At 66.8% G+C, this 18,677-nt stretch carries 13 protein-coding genes; 6 read left to right on the top strand and 7 right to left on the bottom strand.

Annotated features, from left to right (window positions below):
• Positions 1-87 precede the first annotated feature (87 nt).
• From AC1REK_RS19140 to AC1REK_RS19125, 4 genes are read left to right on the top strand one after another with little or no spacing between them, the layout of a single operon-like run.
• A complete protein-coding gene (locus tag AC1REK_RS19140) occupies positions 88-906 on the top strand; it encodes an ABC transporter permease (RefSeq protein WP_492268833.1) in 819 nt (272 codons plus the stop codon).
• Between the two features lie 32 nt (positions 907-938).
• Entirely contained in the window at positions 939-1,727 is a 789-nt protein-coding gene (locus tag AC1REK_RS19135; protein WP_492269122.1) for an ABC transporter ATP-binding protein, read from the top strand.
• Positions 1,728-1,737: 10 nt separating this feature from the next.
• Positions 1,738-2,490, top strand: coding sequence for an ABC transporter permease (locus AC1REK_RS19130; protein ID WP_327523865.1), 753 nt, complete (start codon positions 1,738-1,740; stop codon positions 2,488-2,490).
• A gap of 32 nt (positions 2,491-2,522) precedes the next feature.
• Positions 2,523-3,227, top strand: a complete 705-nt coding sequence (locus tag AC1REK_RS19125; protein ID WP_492268834.1) for a fumarylacetoacetate hydrolase family protein — start codon at positions 2,523-2,525, stop codon at positions 3,225-3,227.
• A gap of 312 nt (positions 3,228-3,539) precedes the next feature.
• Here AC1REK_RS19125 and AC1REK_RS19120 read toward each other — a convergent pair whose 3' ends face one another.
• Genes AC1REK_RS19120 through AC1REK_RS19095 form a run of 6 tightly spaced genes read right to left on the bottom strand, consistent with a single transcriptional unit; the run spans position 3,540 to position 9,592 of the window.
• Complete coding sequence (locus AC1REK_RS19120; RefSeq protein WP_492268835.1) at positions 3,540-4,592, bottom strand: NAD/NADP octopine/nopaline dehydrogenase family protein; 1,053 nt, start codon at positions 4,590-4,592, stop codon at positions 3,540-3,542.
• Between the two features lie 10 nt (positions 4,593-4,602).
• A complete protein-coding gene (locus tag AC1REK_RS19115; protein WP_492268836.1) occupies positions 4,603-5,724 on the bottom strand; it encodes an NAD(P)/FAD-dependent oxidoreductase in 1,122 nt (373 codons plus the stop codon).
• Between the two features lie 40 nt (positions 5,725-5,764).
• Positions 5,765-6,559 (bottom strand): ABC transporter permease, encoded by a 795-nt coding sequence (locus AC1REK_RS19110; RefSeq protein ID WP_137881255.1) that lies wholly within the window; start codon positions 6,557-6,559, stop codon positions 5,765-5,767.
• The gene (locus AC1REK_RS19105; RefSeq protein ID WP_414645005.1) at positions 6,556-7,443 is read right to left on the bottom strand and encodes an ABC transporter permease; all 888 of its coding nucleotides are present in this window, start codon (positions 7,441-7,443) and stop codon (positions 6,556-6,558) included. The genes AC1REK_RS19110 and AC1REK_RS19105 overlap by 4 nt, the downstream gene beginning before the upstream one ends.
• Entirely contained in the window at positions 7,409-8,482 is a 1,074-nt protein-coding gene (locus AC1REK_RS19100; protein WP_492268837.1) for an ABC transporter ATP-binding protein, read from the bottom strand. The genes AC1REK_RS19105 and AC1REK_RS19100 overlap by 35 nt, the downstream gene beginning before the upstream one ends.
• A 60-nt stretch (positions 8,483-8,542) precedes the next feature.
• Positions 8,543-9,592: an ABC transporter substrate-binding protein gene (locus tag AC1REK_RS19095; RefSeq protein ID WP_492268838.1), complete on the bottom strand. Its 1,050-nt coding sequence runs from the start codon at positions 9,590-9,592 to the stop codon at positions 8,543-8,545.
• 189 nt (positions 9,593-9,781) lie between these two features.
• Here AC1REK_RS19095 and AC1REK_RS19090 point away from each other — a divergent pair, with 189 nt between their 5' ends.
• Together AC1REK_RS19090 and AC1REK_RS19085 are read left to right on the top strand one after the other, a co-directional pair.
• Positions 9,782-10,684, top strand: a complete 903-nt coding sequence (locus tag AC1REK_RS19090) for a LysR substrate-binding domain-containing protein (protein WP_492268839.1) — start codon at positions 9,782-9,784, stop codon at positions 10,682-10,684.
• Positions 10,685-11,109: 425 nt separating this feature from the next.
• Positions 11,110-17,334 (top strand): autotransporter outer membrane beta-barrel domain-containing protein, encoded by a 6,225-nt coding sequence (locus tag AC1REK_RS19085; protein ID WP_492268840.1) that lies wholly within the window; start codon positions 11,110-11,112, stop codon positions 17,332-17,334.
• 71 nt (positions 17,335-17,405) lie between these two features.
• On the opposite strand, the gene AC1REK_RS19080 is transcribed toward AC1REK_RS19085, so the two are convergent.
• Entirely contained in the window at positions 17,406-18,674 is a 1,269-nt protein-coding gene (locus tag AC1REK_RS19080) for an acetoin dehydrogenase dihydrolipoyllysine-residue acetyltransferase subunit (RefSeq protein WP_327523856.1), read from the bottom strand.
• Positions 18,675-18,677: the final 3 nt, after the last annotated feature.

Raw genomic sequence — 18,677 nt, 5'->3', positions numbered from 1 at the left:
CCACTCGCCCTCACCGGGCAACCGGCATGCCGGGTCCTCACGATCCGGCATGCGACCAAGCTGCGGCCTCAAGCGGAGTGACCTCCCTTGCAGATTTCCGACCTTGCTACCGCTCTCCCTCGCCTTCGCGACACTCCGGCCCGGCGCTGGCGCGACATCCTGATCCACCCGCTCGTCCTGCGTCTGCTTTCCTTCACGGCGGCATTCGCGCTCTGGGAGTATGCCGGGCGGATTCCCTTGAGCCCGGCCTTCCCGACCTTTCTTGAAACGCTGGGCGGGCTCGGTGCGATCATCGCCGACGGGTCTCTCCTCAAGGCCTTCCTGATCACGCTCTACCCCCTCGCCATCGGCCTTGCCGTTTCGGTGCTGCTCGGCGTCGCGCTTGGTGTGCTGATGGGCCTGCACGAGCCTTCGGAATGGCTGATCGCGCCGCTCTTCATCATCGCGCAGGCCGCCCCCCTGGCCGCACTCATCCCGATCCTGACCTTCGCCTACGGCATCGGCCTCACCGCCAAGATCATGACCGTCTGCATCATGGCCATGCCGGTCATCGTGCTGAACACGCTCGGCGCGGTCCGCAACACCCCGAAATCGCTGCTGGAAATGGGCCGCTCCTTCCTCGCCACCCGCAGCCAGAGCATCCGGCTCATCATCCTGCCGGCCGCGAGCCCGATGATCTTCGCTGGCCTGCGACTCGGCTGCGCCGCCGCCTTCATCGGCATCATCCTCGCCGAACTGCTGATCACGCCGACCGGCATCGGCGACGTGATCTCCTACAACCAGTCGGTCGCCGACTATCCGAAAATGTACGCGGCCATTCTCGCCATCATCGCCTTCTCGGTCCTGTTCATCGAATTGCTGGAACGGATCGAGGTCACCCTGTTCCGGCCGGAGGGACGCGCATGACCCCGAACGTCGCAGACGCCACAGCGCGGCACATGGCCGAGCTCCCTCCCCCCGCCCTCGCCACGCGGCCGGTCGTCGAGGTCAAGAGCGTCTCCAAGACCTATCCGGGCGGCATCGAAGCGCTCAGTGGGATATCGCTGGACTTTCCCGAGGGCCGGCTGACGACGCTGCTCGGGCCGTCCGGCTGCGGCAAGACCACGTTGCTCAAGATCATCGCCGGCCTGATCCCGGCCACCGGCGGCCAGGTCTTCGTCGACGGGCGCGAGGTCAAGGGGCCCGGCCCCGAACGCGCCTTCGTCTTCCAGGATTTCGCGCTGATGCCCTGGGCGAGTGTCATCCGCAACGTCGCCTTCGGGCTTGAGCTGCGCGGCGTCGCCCATAGCGAGCGCGAGGCGATCGCCGAGCGCCACATCGCACGAGTCGGCCTCAAGGGTTTCGAGCGGAAATATCCGCACGAGCTCTCCGGCGGCATGCGGCAGCGCGTCGGCCTTGCCCGCGCCCTCGCGGTCGATGCCAAGGTCGTGCTGATGGACGAGCCGTTCTCGGCCGTCGACGAGCAGACACGCCGCAAGTTCCAGGAGGAGCTGCTCGAGCTCGTTGCCAACGAAGGCAAGTCGTTCATCTTCGTGACGCACAGCATCGAGGAGGCGGTCTATGTCTCGGACCGGATTGCGCTGCTTTCGCGCCGGCCGAGCCGCGTCTCGGCGGTGATCGAGCCGAAGATCAGCCGCGACGGCGACCCCGACAAGATCAGGCGCGACAGCGCCTACCTCGATGTCGTCGAGGAGATCTGGCAGCAGCTCAAGCACTATCTCGATTAGGGGGGCGGGCATGGTTATTTCCGGCATCCGCCTGCCCTTGATGACGTCGCTCATCGTCTGGGCCGTGATCTGGGAGATCGTCGGCCATACCGATGCCGGCTTCATCCTGCCGCCGCTGTCCAGCATCGTCTGGCGCGTCGTCGAGATCGTGCCGACCGCTTCGTTCCTCGACGCGCTGGTGATCACCGGCCGCGCTTTCCTGTTCGGCAACATCATCGCGATCGGCATCGGCGTCCCACTCGGGATTCTGCTGGGCCGCTCCGTCATCGCCGACCGGCTGCTCCTGCCCTGGGTCAACCTCTTCCTCTCCGCGCCGCTCAGCGCACTGGTTCCGGTGATCATGGTGCTGTTCGGCCTGGGCGAGACGACGATCGTGCTGACCGTGGTGCTGTTCTCGATGTGGATCATCGTCCTGAACACCCGCGCCGGCATCCGCGCCATCTCGCCCTCGCTGATCGAGATGGCGCGCAGCTTCGGTGCCAGCCGCTGGCAGGCCTTCAGCCGCATCTATGTCTGGGCGGCGCTGCCCGAAATCCTGGCCGGCATCCGGCTCGGCATGATCCGCGCGGTCAAGGGCGTGGTCATCGGGCAGTTGCTCGTCTCGGTCGTCGGTTTCGGGACGCTGTTCGAGATCTACCAGTCGCACTTCCTGATGGAGCATTTCTGGGCGCTGCTGCTCGTGCTCTTCAGCTTCGCCTTCACCCTCAACGAATTGCTGGCCGGGCTCGAACGTCGGTTCGCCTATTACGCCGCCTCGCGCTGACCCATCCTCTTGCCAACGAAGGACGCCGCAAGATGAACATCGCCACGCCTCAGAACCATGTCGTCACGGCCCCGGCGCCGGTCACGCTCCCGGTGCGCGGGACGCAAAGCCGCTTCCCGGTCCATCGCATCTATTGCGTCGGCCGCAACTATGCCGCCCACACGATCGAGATGGGCGGCGATCCGAACCGCGAGGCCCCGTTCTTCTTCCAGAAGAACCCGGACAACGTCGTCCTCGATGGTGGCGACTTCCCCTATCCGCCGCGCAGCAGCAACGTCCACCACGAGATCGAAATGGTCGTCGCCCTCGCCAAGGGCGGCAAGGACATCCCCGTCGAAAGCGCTCTCGACCATGTCTACGGCTACGCCGTCGGTCTCGACATGACCCGCCGCGACCTGCAGGACGAATGCAAGAAGGCGGCAAGGCCGTGGGAGATCGGCAAGGCCTTCGAGCATTCCGCGCCGATCGGCGAGATCGTTCCGGCGAGCACGATCGGGCATCCCGAGAATGGGGCGGTCTGGCTCAAGGTCAACGGCGAGATCCGCCAGCAGGGCGACCTCAACCACATGATCTGGAAGGTGCCGGAGATGATCTCCTACCTCTCCGGCCTCTTCGAGCTCCAAGCCGGCGACCTGATCATGTCGGGCACACCGTCCGGCGTCGGCGCGATCGTGCGCGGCGACGTGATGGAAGGCTATGTCGAGGGCATCGGCACGCTGCGCACGACGGTGGCGTGACCGGCGGCGAAGGCGCCTCGTAGAGGCCGAGGCATTGGCTGACAGTGCCGAAAAAAGGAGATCTCGGGACAAGGTGCCGACGGAGACTTATCGCGCCGGCTCCGTCGGCACCTTCCCCAAAGGCAACCCCCCGAGGTCCGGCGAGAGCGCGGTATGCCGGCCGCTTAGGCTCTACGTGAACGTCGGCTCGAGACACTGGCAGCGACGATTGCTGGTCTGCGGCCAACGCCAACGGCAGCCCGGAGGCGGAGGCTCATCAGAAGCGAAGCTCGCCAACCTTCGTCTTGCTCCCGTCCACAATCGTCAGGGCGCTCAAGCCAGCAACTGGTCGCGCGAAAGCCCGGTTCTCATGAGCTCAGGCAGAATGTCGTTGTCCTCAGCGAGATCGCGCCCGTAGAGCGCCGAGAAGATCGCAAGGCCCGCCTGATGCAAAGGCATCGCCACGCCGGCGAGGCGCCCGAGCTCGGCCAGCGGCAGCAGCCCGAACGGCACGTCCTCCAGCGTATAGCGGGTGTCGATGGTCGCCGGTCCCAGCGTCGTCGGCTGGGTCTCCGCCAGCATCCGGGAGGTCTCGCCGAGCGGGGCGTCAGGCACGCCATAGGTCAGCGAATAGTGCTCGCGCATCGTCCGGACGGTCAGGCCGAACGCAGCCGCCAGGGCGAGCCGCTCGGCATCGATGGCTTCGAGCAGGCGGCCGACCGCCATGGTCAGGTTCTCGCTCTGCCCCCAGGCTTCGCCCTTCTCCATCCGGGTGAAGTTGGCCAGCGCCAGCGCCATGTGGCTCTGCGGATTGACGTTGCTCAGTGACACCGCGAGCAGGCCGTCTACGGCGCGGAAGCGATCGCCGAAGAGCTTTCGGCAGAGGTCGAGGCCGTCCTGGGCGAGCGGCCGCGGCAGGGTGGCGATGTCGACCTTGCTGCGGATGGTCGCGATCTTGACCGTGTTCGGCCCCGTGCGCCGCGAGCGCAGGATCGTTGTGCTGAGCGCGATGATCGGCACCTCCACGCCGCGCGCGGCCAGCAAACGCGAGAGGTAAAAGGCGCCTAGCGAGGCGTGCGAGGAGATGATGACCGGCTGTCCCGGCGATAGCAGCGGCGCCATCGCGTCCATGACGTGCTTGTGCCCGTTCGCCGGCAGGGCGATCAGAACGGCGTCGGCGCCGTGAAGGGCAGCCTCACAGCTCTGCGCTACCCCGGTGCGGAACTCCCCCGTGATCTTGCCTTCGCTGACGAGCGGGGCGCCGGCGGCGAGCGCCTCCGTGCTCTTGCCCGAAGGCGACCAGAGCACGGCGTCATGCCCGTTCTCGGCGAGAAAGGCGGCGGCGGCGAAGGCGGCGGCGCCCGCGCCCATGATGGCGACACGCATCGTGCGATCCTCAGTTGAAGAAGCGGTTCGGGCGGAATTCGGCGAGCTCGTCGCGCTCACGTCCATGGACGAGCTCGTCGGCGACCACCTCGCCGAGGAAAGCGCCGAGCGTCACGCCGCTGTGGGTGACCACGGCATAGTAGCCGGACAGGCCGGGCACCGGGCCGACGGCGGAATAGGAGTCCTTCGGGATCGGCCGCGTCGCGATGCGGACCGCCTCGACCTCGACATTCTTCAGCGCTGGAACGGTCGTGATGGCGCGGCGCATCAGCTCTTGCGCCTGAGGATGCGACGGCACCGCGCCTTCATCGGTTGTCAGCAGCCGGTCGAGCTCGTTCGAGCGCAGCAGGAAGCGCCCGCCCCCATCGGGGCGCATATTGACCAGGGGCGTGCGCAGCGCACTCCTGAGCGACGTGCCGGCAGGCGGCGTGTAGGCGACGATACCGAGCGTCGGTGCCAGCGGAACGCGATGCTGTGGCGTCTGGACGAGGTCGTTGAGCCAGCGACCGGCGCAGTTCACCACGACATCGGCCTCGATCGTCTGGCCATCGCCCAGCACAACTCCGGTGCAGCGCTCGCCGGCCAGCACCAGGCGCTCGACGCGGCCTTCGACGAATGTCGCGCCATGCCGCTCCACAGCGGCTGCGACCAGGGCGCCGGAATACGGCACCGGGTCGAGCCAACCATCCTGGGGATAGTGGATGACCGGGGCATTGCCGATCGCCTCGGGATTGATCTGCGGCTCGAGCCTGCGGACGTCGTCGAGGCTGAGGACCTCGGCCGGATAACCCCAGGCGATCAATTGCTGCAGCTTGGCGAGCGGGTCGGTGCCGTCGCGCCCGCCGGCTTCCGCTTCCGCGTCCTGCCATTGCAGCACGCCGGGGCGATGGTACCAGTCCGCGCCGGGGAATTCGGCGAGGATGTCCTCATGAGCCTGGCGGCCGGCGAAGTTCAGCCGGAAATAGGCCTCCGAGGTCAGCTTCTCGCAAGCGTTGACCCAGGCATAGGTCACGCTCGAGGTGCCGCCTCCAGGCCGCCTCGCCTCGATGACGGTGACCTCGGCCCCAGCCTGAGCCAGGCGATAGGCTACCGATGAGCCGACGACGCCGGCTCCCACAACGATCGCTTTCATTGTCCAATCCTCGAAAGGTCAGGATCGGCCGGCCGGGCGCTCAGCCCTTGCCAACCAGGATGCGGTCCAGCCCGTAGATGCGGTCCACGATGGCCATGAGCAGGAAGGTGAGGAGGATGACGACGGTCGAGACCGAGGCCACCAGCGGATCGATCGACTCCTCGATGTAGTGGTACATGCGCACCGGCAGCGTCATCGAGGACGGGGTCGCGACGAACACGGTCATCGTCACCTCGTCGAAGCTCTGGATGAAGGAGATGACCCAGCCGCCGGCGACGCCGGGGATCATCAGCGGGAAGAGCACGCGCCGGAACACCGTCCATTGCGAGGCGCCGAGCGAGATCGCGGCCCGCTCGATCGCCGGGTCGCTCGTCGTCAACGCCGCCAGCACCAGCCGCAGCCCATAGGGGAAGATCACCAGCACATGGGCGCCGAGCAGCCCGATGAAGGTCCCGGTCGTGCCGATCTGGGTGAAGAAGCGCAGGAAGGCGACGCCGAGCACGACATGCGGGATGATCAGCGGCGACAGAAAGAGCGCGACGAAGCCGTCCCGCCCCGGGAAACGGTAGCGGGCCAAAGCGAGCGCCGCCGGCACGGCCAGCACCATCGCGAGGCTCGCCGAGAGGGCGCCGAGCAAGATGCTGAACCAGAAGGCGTCGATGAATTGGCTGTGACGCAGGATCGCCCAGAACCAGCGCAGCGAGAACGAGGTCGTCGGCAGCGACAAGAGGTTCGAGGGCGTCAGCGACATCCACATCACCACCACCAGCGGCGCCAGCATGAAGGCGACGAACAGCGTGTGGAACGCGACCGCGAAGGCTCCGTTGCGGCTCATTGCGCGAACCTCTGATAGCGCCGCTCGACGATGCGGTTGTAGGTCAGCATGATCGCGGCGTTGACGATCAGCAGGACGATCGCGATGGCGGCGCCGAGCGGCCAGTTCAGCGTGCCGAGGAACTCGTCATAGGTCGCGGTCGCCACCACCTTGAGCTGGCGCCCGCCGATGATCGCCGGCGTCGCGAAGGCGCTGGCGGCAAGGGCGAAGACGATCAGCGAGCCCGACAGGATGCCGGGGATGACCTGCGGCAGCACGATGCGTCGGAAGATCGTGAACTCGCTCGCCCCGAGCGAGCTCGCGGCCCGGATCACCTTGGGATCGAGGCGCTGCAGCGCGGCCCAGACCGAGATCACCATGAACGGCACCGCGACATGGACCAGCGCGATGACGACGCCCTGGACGGTGTAGAGCATCGGGATCGGCCCCGAGGCGAGGCCGAGCGCCGCCAGGACCTGGTTGATCACGCCGTTGCGGCCGAACAGCAGGGCCCAGCCCAGCGTGCGGACCACCACCGAGATCAAGAGCGGGCTCAGGGTCACGATCAGGAAGATCGAGCGCCAGGGCGCGCGCATGCGCGACAGGAAATAGGCCTCCGGAGCGCCGATCAGGATGCAGATTGCCGTCGTCGCTAGCGCGATGCCGACCGTGCGCAGGAAGATCGTGTGGTAGTAGGGATCGCCCAGCGTGTCGGCGTAGTTGCCGAGGGTGAAGCCGCCGATCTGCCCGGTGTTGAGGTCGAAGGCCTGGAAGCTCAGACCCGCAATCATGGCGAGCGGCGTCACCAGCAGCGCCGCGAAGACCAGCAGCGCCGGCAGACTCAGCAGATAGGGCGCGCGACGCTTCGGGCTAGCCACGGGGCGCCTCCGGAACCACGGCGGCATCCTCCGGCGTCCAGGCGATCGAGACGATGTCGCCTTCCCGAAAGCGGGGCGCTCCGCGATGCGGCTCGGAGACCAGCACGCTGCCGAGATCCGTCTGGATCGAAAACAGCCAGGAGCTGCCCTGGAAGACCCGCGACTGCAGACGGCCGTCGACCGCACCCGAACCGGGGAGCCCGAGCTGAACCTTTTCCGGCCGCAGCGCGATCAGCACGGCTTCGCCCACCGGGACGGAGCAATGAAGTCGTCCGCCGACCTCGGCCGCGAGACCATCGATGCGCAGGCGCGCGACCGACCCGTCCACCGCGGTCACCGTGGCCGGCAACTGCGAGGAGCGCCCGACGAAGGCCGCGGCGAAACGGCTCGCGGGTGCATCATAGAGCGTCAGCGGGTCCGCGAGCTGGACGATGCGGCCGGCATCCATCACTGCGATCTTGTCGCAGGTGGCGAGTGCTTCCGCCTGGTCGTGCGTGACCATGATCGTCGTGGTGCCGACGCGACGCTGGATCGCGCGGATCTCGACCTGCATTTCCTCGCGCAGCTTGGCGTCGAGATTGGACAAGGGTTCGTCGAGCAGGAGCAGAGCGGGTTCGATGGCAAGCGCCCGCGCCAGCGCGACGCGCTGCTGCTGGCCACCAGAGAGCTGGCGTGGATAGCGCTCGCTCATCGCCGAAAGATGCACGAGGTCGAGGGCCTGGCGGATCGCCTGGTCGCGCTCGGCCCGGCCGATCCCGCGCATCTCCAGCCCGAAGGAGATGTTCTCCGCCACGGTCATGTGCGGGAAGAGCGCATAGCTCTGGAAGACGATGCCCATGCCGCGCCGGTTCGCCGGCACGCCCGCAAGGTCGCGGCCATCGAGGAGGACCCGGCCGCTGGAGGGCTCCTCGAAGCCCGCAACGATGTTCAGCGTCGTGGTCTTGCCGCAGCCGGAGGGCCCGAGAAGCCCGACGAATTCGCCCGGCTCGATCGCCAGGTCGATGCCGGAAAGCGCCGTGAAGCTTGCGAAGCGCTTGGTCAGCGCCTCGAGCACGATTTTGGCCATTGCTTGGAAAACCCGTTCGGGACGTGTCCGGCCGGGCAAAGCCGGCCGGTTCAGGATTGCTCAGCGTTCGACTTCGCGATTCCAGCGCTGCGTCCAGGCGGCGCGGTTCTGGTTGACCGTCGGCCAGTCGATCCGGGCGAGCTTGCCCACGGCTTCGTCACCGACCGCGAGCCCCTCCTTCTCCTGCTCTGTCAGCTCGGTCTTGCGATTGACCGGGCCATAGCCTGCCTTGGCGAAGACCTTCTGGATTTCGGGCGAGAGCATGTGCTGGATGAATTTCTGCGCCTGCGCGGGCATGTCGCTGTCGACCACGGGGCACATCGTCACCATCAGCGCCGCGGCGCCTTCCTTGGGCTCGACGGCCTGCAGCGGCAGCCCTTCCTTCTTCAGCGCAACGGCGCGCGAGCGAGCGACCACCGTCATCGCGATCTCGCCACTCTGCAGGAGTTCCTCCAGCTTCGGGGCGGAGGGAGCGAAGGTCACGATGTTCGGGCGGATCTCATCCTTGAAGGCCTTGAAGCCTGGGTCGATGCTGGCCTCGCCGCCGCCCTTGGCGCGCGCGACCATGATCAGCCCGTGAAGGCCGGTCGTGCTGGCGGCACCCAGCAGAGCAAGCTGGCCCTTGTAGGCGCTGTTGCCGAGGTCGCCCCAGGACGTCGGGACAGGAAGCCCCTTCTCCTTGAAGATCTTGGTGTTGTAGACCGGCGCCGTGACACCGATACCAAACGCCATCGCCTGATCGGCCAATTTCGCGATCGGATAGATGTCGTCGAGGACCGGCGCCTTCTGGATCGGCGCGCAGAAGCCGAACTGCACGGCCTGATACATCGGACCGTCATCGACAATCGCGACATCGATCTCCTGCTTGCTGCGCTGTGCCTGCAATTTTGCGAGCGTGGCCGTCGACTGACCCGCGACGTACTCGATCTTGACGCTGTTGGCTTTCTCGAAGGGCGGAATCACCGAATCCCGCATCAGGCGCTCGAACGAGCCGCCATAGCCGGCGACATACATGGTGTCCTGCGCGAGAGCGCCGGGCGCCATCCAGCCCGTGGCCGACAGCGCCAATCCGAGCGCGATCGAACAGATTCCGTGATGCGGAGACTTCATGCCAGCAACCCCTCGTTCTTGTCCTGATTGCCATCAGGGTTTCGGTCGGAGGGGTATCTGTCAATTGACGAAGTATGGATCGCTCGATCCGGATTTGATATGGGCGCAACTCTTCGTTCGGCGAGCGCTGCCGCTCGTCGAGCATCGTTTGGCCGGAGTATGAGGCGTTCGATCCCGGGGAGCTTTGATTTGACGCAAATTGGCCACAAGCACTGGGAGGCCTTCAACGCCGTGCTGCATGTCGGCAGCTTCACGCAGGCGGCGCGCCTGCTGCGCACCTCGCAGCCATCCATCTCGAGGCTGCTGAAGGAACTGCAGGAACGCCTGGGCTTTGCCCTGTTCACGCGGGCGGATGGACGCAGCTGGCCCACGGCGGAGGCACTGGCCCTGCACGAAGAGGTCGAGCGCAGCTTCGTCGGGCTGGAGCGGATCGCCGAGCGGGCTGCCCAGATCAAGGAGCAGCGCGTCGAGCAGCTCAGGATCGTCAGCATGCCGGCACTCGCCCATCAGTTTCTGCCGGCCGCGCTCGCTCGCTTCCTGAAGCAGCACCGCGGCGTGGCGGCCGCCCTTCAGGTGCAGCGCTCCGAAACGATCGCGTCCTGGGTCTCAACCCGCCAGTTCGACATCGGCTTCGCGATGCTGCCGATGGAGAAGCCGGGCGTCGACATCGAGCTGTTCGATCCGGCGATCGGGGTTTGCGTGATGCTGCCCGACCATCCGCTTGCGGCGCGCGAGGTGATCACCCCGCGAGACCTGCACGGCTTGGCCTTCGTCGGAAAGGGGCGGGACAGCTTTGCCCATCTGCCGCTGCAGCGCGCTCTGGATGATGCCGGCTCCATACCGGACATTCGCGTCGACACCCCCATCGCCGCAGTGGCTTGCGAGCTGGTCGCCAATGGTGTCGGCGTCACGATCACCGATCGCTTCACCGCAAGCGCCTTTACGCCGCGAGGCCTCATCTGGCGCCGGTTCGAGCCCGATGTACCCTATAATTTCGGCGTACTGTTTCCCTCACACAGCCAGCGGACCGAGCTTGTCGAGGAGTTCATCCGCTTCCTGCGAAGCGAGAGCCTGCGTTCCGGATCCTCGTAACTCCCGCGCGATCGCTCGCGATCTGATGACTAGGCCCGGTGCATTGAGCCTGCGCTGCTCGACGACCGCCACCTCGGAAGGCAGGACCGCTGTCGGCGGATTCCTGGCAGCGGTTTCTTGGCGGCGGCCGCCAAAGAGGCGTTCAGCAAGACGGCCGACACCAAGGGAATATCGATGGGTAACATCAAGATATGTCGAAACATCCGGGCATCTATTGAGGTGAGCGACAGATTTTCTCAATGCGCAATCAAGAAATAAAATATCATCTTTGCAAGTGCGTGTGATTCGATGCTCTGCCGACCCAGAGGCGCCTGCTCGTTTTCCAGATGATCGCGGGTGCGTGTCAGACTTGACCCGCATTCGCGAGGGCTACGTCGAAATCACCGCCAGGACGCAGGTGTCGTTTGGGGCGGGGGCAAGAGACTGTGAAGATTGAGCGCCGGAAGTCCAACCTCCGTGCAGAGCCCTCCGCCCGGCGGGCAAGTTTCGCAAGGCAGCTCCTCTGCACTGTCAGCTGGGCCTCCTTCGTCCCCTTCCTGGCCATAGACCCGGCGTTGGCACAACAGGCTCCCGAGCGGGCGTCGATCGACCGGCGCATGCTCAGGGGCGCGAACGGAACGGCCGGGCGGGCGGGCTTCTTCGGCGTCGAGCGCCACGCCACGGACGGCGCGGCAGGGCCCGGGATATATCTGGAGAATTCCCTTTCCTCGTCCAAGGAAACGACCAAAGGCAGCGCGGTCATCATCGGATCGACCGGCGGCTATGGTGGCGATGGTCCCTCGACCGGTTTCACCGATGTCGACGGCGGCCATGGCGGCAAGGGCGGCGAAGTCTTCGTCACGCAGACCGGCTCCTTGTCGGGCCTGGGCGAGCAGAAGGGGCCTCCGCTTCCCGGCACGCTCAACGATCCCTGGTTCCACAGGGATCCGCGCTGGTCGGGGGCGAAGGGCACGAGCCTGCTGCTGCTCTATTCGCACGGTGGCAATGGCGGCGACAGCAACGCCGCGATGGGCCGAGGCGGGGCTGGTGGAACCGTTCGGCTCGACCTCCTCGGCTCGATCCAAACCGAAGGATCGAACTATGCCGGGGCATGGGCACGTTCGCTCGGCGGCGATGCCGGCGGTGGCGGAACCTCCCGGGATCAGGTCACGAATCTGACAGGAGGCGTCGGTGGCAGGGTGTCGATCGACGTCAGAACGGCGAGCACGATCGTCACCAGCGGAGCGAGCGCGACGGGCATCATTGCGGAATCGCTGGGCGGGGCCGGCTCTACCCGCGGCAACGCCTTCTTCTCGAAAGCCTACACCAGCAACGGTGGCGCCGGTGGCTTGGTCGAAGTGACCAACAGCGGCTCCATCACGATCAATGGCTCCAGCTCGGCCGGCATCCTCGCCCAAAGCATCGGTGGACACGGCGGCAATCAGGAGCACAGCGGCGGCCAGCCGGGCGGCGCCGGCGGCAAGGGCGGGATCGTCAAGCTCACGCAGTGGGGCGGCATCCTGACCCGGGGCGAGTATTCGTTCGGCGTCGTCGCGCAATCGCTCGGAGGGACCGGCGGACGAGGCGGCGGAGGCGTCTTCGGAGGCGGAGATGGCGGCATGGCCGGCGCCGGCGACGAGGTCATCATCGCCAATTACGGTACCATCGATACCCATGGGCTGGGCGCGACCGCCATGGTCGCCCAGAGCGTCGGCGGCGGCAATGCGACCGGCGCCTTCCAGCTTGGCCGGATCAAGCCCGGCGTATCGACGACGAGCGGCGGCGAAGGCGGCTCGACCTTCTTCGGCTCCGGTGGCGCAGGCGGCACTGGCGGCAAGGGCGGTCAGGTCATGGCCAGCAATCTCGGGGCCCTGTCGACCAGCGGGAAGGAAGCCTATGGCATGCTCGTCCAGAGCGTCGGCGGCGGCGGCGGCGCCGGTGCGTCCTCCCAGACCCTGGGCTTCGCCGTCAGCGTCGCGGTAGGCGGTCACGGCGGGGCGGGCGGAAACGGTGGGGAGGTCTTCGTCTCGCGGCGGGCCGCCGAGCTGACCGGCGGGAATTTCCAGCCGGGAACAGCACCATCGATAATCACGACCGGCGAGGCGGCCACCGGCCTGATCGCGATGAGCGTGGGCGGCGGCGGCGGCGTCGGCGGAGCGGCCAAGGCTTCGTCCGGCGGGGTGGTCGCCAGCCTGTCGATCGCGATCGGCGGCGCCGGCGGCAATGGGGGCAATGGCGCGAAGGTCACGGTCGACAACGATTCGCTCATCACGACCAAGGGGCGTGCTGCGATCGGGATTCAGGCGAAAAGCGTCGGCGGTGGCGGCGGCAATGGCGGCAATGCCGCGAGCTACGCCCTGGCGGTAGCACCGCCCGACCTGCCGGCGGTTTCCCTGAGCTTCGCCGTCGGTGGCAAAGGTGGCAAGGGCGGCAGCGGCGACGAGGCCGTGGTCTACAATCGCGCAGCGATCTCGACCTTCGGCAACGACGCGACCGGTATCGAGGCGATGAGCGTCGGCGGCGGCGGGGGATCCGCCGGATCGGCGACGACGACCGCGGACATGCTGAGCGGCTATGCCAATATCGGACTGGCCGTGTCCGTCGGCGGCGCCGGCGGCGACGGCGGCAGCGGCAAGGCGGTGACGGTTCACAACTACGGCTCAATTCGAACCGCCGGGGACTTCGCGACCGGCATCATCGCGCAAAGCATCGGTGGCGGCGGCGGAAACGGCGGCAGCGGCTCGGCCCAGGCAGCTCCGGGACTGTCGTTCAACGATATCGCCAAGACCATCGCGAGCGAGGCCCTTCCGCTCGCGGATTCCATCTCGGCCCGGGTCGCGGTCGGCGGATCGGGCGGTGACGGCGGCGCAGGCGGCAAGATCGAGGTCGAAAACGCCGGCCTCATCGCCGCGACCGGCAAGAACTCATTTGGCGTCTTTGCCCAGAGCGTGGGCGGTGGCGGAGGCAACGGCGCCGGCTATCTCGCGAGCGGCAAGGGCACGCTCAGCGGCAAGCTGACGATGGGCGGCAGCGGAGGCGGCGGCGGCAAGGGGGACGTCGTCTCGGTGACCAACAGTGCGGGCGCGCGCATCGAACTGGGCGGGCCCGGCACGATCGGGATCTTCGCGCAGAGCGTCGGCGGCGGCGGCGGCAATGGCGGCAGCTTCAGCGGCAGCACCAAGAAGCTGCCGGAATTCGGCGAGAAGCCGGCGGAGTTCATCGTCCAGGTCGTCGACGAGCTGTTCAAGGTCGACGGCCTCATCGTCAGCGCGATCGGCGACCCGAACGACAAGAAGGCCGTCGAGGACTACAAGTTCTTCGACAAGAAGAGCCCGGCGCAGACGAAGATCGGCCACGCCAAGAACGTGCTCAAGATCGTCAACATCCTGATCGAGAAGGACAAGAGCTTCGGCGAACGTCTGCTCAAGGCCGGCGGCTTCGCCGTCGCCGGCGTCGCATTGCAGAAGCTCAAGAGCGAGTTGAAGGCTGCCTACAAGGAGGCAAGCTCCAAGCCCAAGCAGGAGTTTCCGAACATCGATCTCACGCTCGCCTTCGGCGGTTCGGGCGGGACGGCGGGCGAAGGCGGGGTCGTAACCGTCGACAATTACGGCACGATCGCCACCAAAGCCGACAACAGCTGGGGCATCTTTGCGCAGTCGATCGGCGGCGGTGGCGGCCGAGGCGGCAGCGGCGTCGCCACCGGCAACAACAACATCAACGCCAATTTCACGTTCGGCGCCGATGGCGGCAAGGGGGGCAAGGGCGGCGACGTCATCGTGACGAACACTTGGGACATCGCGACTGCGGGCGCGGGTTCGATCGCAGTGTTCGGGCAGAGCGTCGGTGGCGGCGGCGGCACCGGGGCGTTGGCAGCCAGCGGCAATTCGATTTCGATTTCCAGCAATGTCCGGATGGGCGGCGACGCGGGAGAAAGCTCGCCCGGCGGCACGGTGAAGATCACGAACACCGGCAAGATCGAGACGCGTGGTCGCGAAGCGCACGCGGTGGTCGCGCAGAGCATCGGCGGAGGCGGCGGAGCGTTCATCTTCAGCCGACCCGACCCGACATCGTCCTCGGTTCTGGCCGCCGATGCCGATCAGCAGGAAGCGCTCGACCTGACCTACGAGTTGCTGCGAAAGGTCGGCCTCGTCACAGGCGACGGCACGTCCACGGGTGGCGGCGAGGAGAACCTGTCGACCACCATCCTGCCGATGCCCACAGCCACCCTTGCCTTCGGTGGAAAGGGCGGTCGTGGCGGCGCTGGCGGCAAGGTCGAGCTCTCTCATTCGGGAACGATCGAGACGCACGGAATGGGCGCGTTCGGCATATTCGCGCAGAGCGTCGGCGGCGGCGGCGGCTTCAGCGCCGACGCCTCGAGCAGGGGATTCCTGGAGCAGGCGACCAAGATGGGAGCCGAAGGCGGCAGCGGGGGAGCCGGCGGCAAGATCGAGCTCAAGCTGGGCGCCAGCGCTTCCGTCAGGACCGAAGGAGATGGTGCGCACGCCGTCTTCCTGCAGTCGATCGGCGGCGGCGGCGGCTATACCGGCGTCGGCTACGGGGCACCTGTAAGCCAAGGAGCCGGGTTCGTCCGGGACTCCGCCGCCAGCGGAAAAGGCGGCGATATCGAGCTCATGATGGCCGATCCGCAGAGTTCGTTCACCCTCGCGACGAGGGGCAAGGCCGCCCACGCCATCTTCGCCCAAAGCCTGGGCGGTGGCGGCGGCTGGACATTCGACGTCAATGGCAAGGCAGGCACGGCCAAGGACGGCGGCACGACCCGTTCCCGTGCGGTGGGCGAAGGCGGCATCATCAAGCTCGATACGCGCGGCCAGATCCTCGCCTTCGGTGACGACGCCTATGGCATCTATCTGCAGAGCGGCGTCCAGAAGACCGACGGCTCCCTGGACCGCACGCGCAAGGCCGGCTCGATCACGATCGAGCACGCGGGCACGATCATCGGTGGCTCCGGGCAAGGTGCAGGCATCCGCATCGATGGCGGCAACGACGAAAACAAGATCGTCCTGAAGAGCGGCTCGCATCTGAGCGCGATCTCGGGCACCGCGATCCTGGGTTCAGTTCATGCGGATCGGCTCGAAAATCATGGCGAGATCATTGGGAATGTGGACTTGGCTCGCCAGGGCAACTTGGCAGACGACACCTTCATCAACATGCCGGGAGGGCGATATGCCGTCGCCAGCTCCGGATATGTGAATGTCGGCCCAAATGGGCTCTTCCGGAATGATGGCGTGTTCGACATCGGAGGCCGGGCGCGTGTCACCGGTCGCTTCGAGCACAAGGGCCAGATGATCGTGCACTTCATGAATCCTGCAACGAACAACGGCCTGAGCCACGGCCAGTTGCAGGTCGACGGCTCGGCCCACATTGGCGGTGACATCGAACCGAGAGTTTCGTGGCTGCTGCCGGGCAACTATCGGGTCGTGTCCGCGACGAGAGGAGTCGATGGCTTTGGAGGCGTCACCGGCCCGCAAGGAAACGGCATACCGATATCCTGGGCGGTCGGCCGCGATTGGGGCAGCATCACGCTCACGCCCCAGGCCAAGTTCGACAACCCGGCCGGCATGACGCTGACACGCGATCAAGGCGAGGCCGCCAAGCACCTGCAGGCCGCATGGAATGCCGGATCGAAGGCGCAAGGAAGCGTTTTCCCGCGCTTCCTCGGGATCGGGACGCCGGAGCGGTATGGCGCCGCGCTCGACGAGGTTTCGCTCGAGTCGACGCAGTATGTGACCAACACCAAGTTCAAGGATGCACGCCTGTCGATGCGGGCGGCGATGAGCTGCCCCGCTTTCGAGAGCGGGACGACGCTGATGCGCGAAGGCGAATGCGTCTGGGGGCGGATCAGCGGCGACTATTCGCGGATGTCGCCCTCCCCGGACGAAGGAGGCTATCGCCAACGGCAAACGAGCTATCGCATCGGCGGGCAGAAGGAGTTCTCCCCCGGCTGGTTCCTCGGTGCCACAGCGTCGTTCGCGCGCGGCGAACTCGACGATGCGGACGGCATCACTGGCAGCAAGACCGATAGCTACGACGCATCGATCGCGGTGAAGCGGCAGCTCGGCAACTGGCTGTTCGCGGCTTCTGCTACGATCGGAAAGACCGAGCAGCAGAACCTGAGAGCGATCACGATCGACTCGATCACGGCCGTGGCCAAGAGCCAATCGCATGTCGAGGCACTCGGCGGTCGGTTCCGTGCCGCTTACGAACTGCCGTTCGCAAACTGGTATCTGCGCCCCTATGTCGACGTGGACGCGCTCCATCTCCGCACGCCCGCCTTCCGTGAATTCGGCGCGGAAGGTCTCGATCTCGACGTCCACCGGCAGAGCAAGACGGTGTTCGCAGTCAACCCGAACCTCGAGATCGGCAGCCGCTTCGAACTTTCCGGCGGGTATTGGGCGCGACCATATGCGACCGTCGGCTTCACTTTTCTGTCCTCGGATCACTTCACGACCCGCGCCAGCCTGATCGGGGCGCCTGCGGAAGTCGGAACCTTCGAGAGTCGCTCGCGGATGCCCGATCGCTTGCTGGATCTCGGCCTCGGCTTGCAGATCAGCTCCGGAAGCGGGCTGGAGTTCACCGGCGAATACCAGGCACAGACCGGTCGGGACTTCTTGTCCCATACAGGCTCGGCACGTCTGGCGTGGCGGTTCTGAGGCAAAGGAGGGTTGAGCGCGCTACGCGCACCACCCTTCTCATCGTCCGGACTTGCAGGGTGCTCCCCTCGTCAAGCCACCGCGGCACTCCTGACGCACTGCATCACCAGGCGCGCCACCAGCGCGCCGGCTTCGACATGCGGCATATGGCCGACGCCTTCCAAGCTGTGGCAAGCGACATGGCCGGGCAGCTCGTTCTGGTGCGCCTGTGGGATGATGCGGTCGGAACGCCCCCAGAGGACCTTGAGCGGCCCCGAAAAGCGCTCGAGGTCGCCGGCGATCCTGATCGTCTGGGTGCTGTCCGGGAAGAGCGTCTGCGCCACATCGGCCTGGGCGGCTCCGACGCCGAAGCGTTCGCGCTCGCGCAGAACGGCCTGAGCGTAGCCGCGCGGCAGCGTTGCGGCGTCGCCGACCAGGCGGTCGAGCCAGGGCTGCAGGCCTTCCGGGGTACGGGCGGCGAGGAAGCCGGCGAGGAAGGCCCCGTCGATCTCCGGTCCTAGGCCGGCCGGCGCGATCAGGGTGAGCGAGCGGACACGAACGGAGAGATTGCCCGACAGGACCGCCGCGACAGCGCCGCCGAGCGAGTGGCCGACGAGATCGCACTCGGTTGCGCCGCTCTCTTCGATCTGCGCCAGCACGGTCTCGGCAAGACCATCCAGCGACGGCTTCGACAGGGCCGCGGTGCGGCCATGGCCCGGAAGTTCCGCGGTCAGGACCTGACGCCCACCATCGAGATGCGGCCTTAGCGTATTCCAGGCGGCGGCATTGGCGCCGAAGCCGTGGATCAGGACGAGCGGAGCGGCAGAATCCGTCGAAGCCGAGGAAAGCGGCCTGGCCGCCGCCGACGCCACTGCCGGCACCGGCGCACGCTCGCGCAGCGCCCGCTCGACATCGCGGCTCTTGATCCGCCCGCCCGGCCCGCTGCCGGTGAGGCCCGCAGGGTCCAGTCCGGCCTGGCGTGCGAGGCGGCGTGCCAAGGGCGAGATGCTGATGCGCCGACCGACCTCACCGCTGACCACGATAGCGGGCATTTCCAGCGTTGCCGGAGCCGGAAACGCGGCTTCGACCATTGTCACGGCCTGCGGCGCAGATGCCGGCAGGCTGTCGGCGATGCGGCCGAGCACGGCGCCGATGCCAACCTCCGCGCCCTCGGGCGCCAGGATCTCGGCAAGGATGCCGTCGCGCTCCGCTTCGATTTCGGTCGCGGCCTTGGCGGTCTCGACGACGACGACGACCTCTCCCGCCTTGACGGGATCGCCGAGCTTGGCCGACCAGGAGACGACGGTCGCGCTTTCCATGTATTCGCCGGCGCCACCGGCGAGCGTGATCTCACCCGACATGTT

It is taken from the genome of Allobosea sp. GW823-FHT02B03, assembly GCF_058797755.1.
The sequence above is the reverse complement of the archived record's forward strand: the minus strand, read 5'-3'. Positions and strand labels throughout refer to the sequence as shown.